At 45.2% G+C, this 1346-nt stretch carries 1 pseudogene; it reads left to right on the plus strand.

Features of this window, described 5'->3' with window-relative positions:
- Positions 1 to 1346: pseudogene (locus V5E99_RS30905) on the plus strand (hypothetical protein); the annotation flags it as partial.

The raw sequence follows: 1346 nt of genomic DNA on the forward strand, positions 1-1346 counted from the left end.
CTAGAAAATGAAAGTTCAGGCAATTTTCTATTGGGGAATTATGGATTCTGGCATGGAGGTATCCATATCACCAACAGGAGCGCACCTCAGTGCGTACTTGACGAGCCTGTACGCTGTATGGGTGATGGGGTGGTTGTTGCTTATCGCCTGAACAAGGATTATCTGAGAAGCGAATTTGCAGGCGGAGCTTCTACAGAAACATTAAAGTACTCAAATTCTTTTTGCCTTGTTCGACATGATTATAAGTCACCAGCGAACTCTCAAGGTGCTGGTGATATTTGCAATGAGCTGACGCTCTACAGTCTCTATATGCACTTGTTACCTTTTGATCGTTATCCAGCTTCGCCGGATGAGATTCCCGCACCAAGGATTAAGATGATCGCAACAGGTTTTAAAGCCCGAAGCGATATCATGGGCGCTGCGGGTTGTGAAGAATATGGAGCAATTTCGGCTGGAGCCGAAATCGAAATTCTTGAAGAACATACAGACCATATTCATGCGAAAGGAAAACTAATTGCGGGCAGCGTAGCCGGACGTACGGTCGGTCAGGAATTTTGGTTCGCCTACAAGCAGAATGGTGTTGCGTACCAAAGAGCTGATGGCACACCTAGTTGGAAACCCGTAATCCTTCGTGAGAGAACTCAGCCCGGTTATTGGAAAGGCAAAGTAAAAGCGGTAGTCGCGGCATCGGGATTAACACTGCGTCAACCACCCGCGACATTGTCACATGGTGCTCCAGCAGGGGAAGTATTGAGTGCTGCGACGAGTCAAGGGGGCGCTAAACCTCTAGTTTTATGCACCAACAGCACAATTGAGTTTGATAGTGGAAAAATTCTGAATCTGAAGTTGGGAAGTAAAATCCTGCGAATGGCAGAGTGTACGTTCGTGCCAAACACCTCCGGTACTCCTACAGGATTAAAAAGTCATAATCTGCCGGTACCTGATACTTTCTGGGCGTGTGTAGAAGATATTTCCCCAAACCTATTTGTTCAATGGCAAGGACTTACACCCTCTGTCTTTGATGAAGTGGTACTTATGGATACGGCGATCAAGGCTGGTGATCCGATTAGTTACCTTGGGTTGAACGAAAATATTTCTACGCCCGAAGGTGGGAGCTCCAGCAAGTATCAAGTCCATATAGAAATCTTCTCAGCTGACTCTAGAATCGAAGATTTTCTGCAAAATAAGTCTGGTATCAAAGACGGTAAGCAATATCTTCATTTGCCAGCTAAAATAGTGCTGAATAAAAAATCTCCTGAGTCTGGAACAATTGAGTTGTCCGGAGAGCACTTTATAGAGTTAAGAAAAGCTGTGCCCTTTAAAGATACAGTCGAGTGGTACGATTT

Origin of the sequence: Janthinobacterium sp. LPB2021202312-11-4, from assembly GCF_037049705.1 — a bacterium.
Taxonomy (GTDB): Bacteria; Pseudomonadota; Gammaproteobacteria; order Pseudomonadales; family Pseudomonadaceae; genus Aquipseudomonas.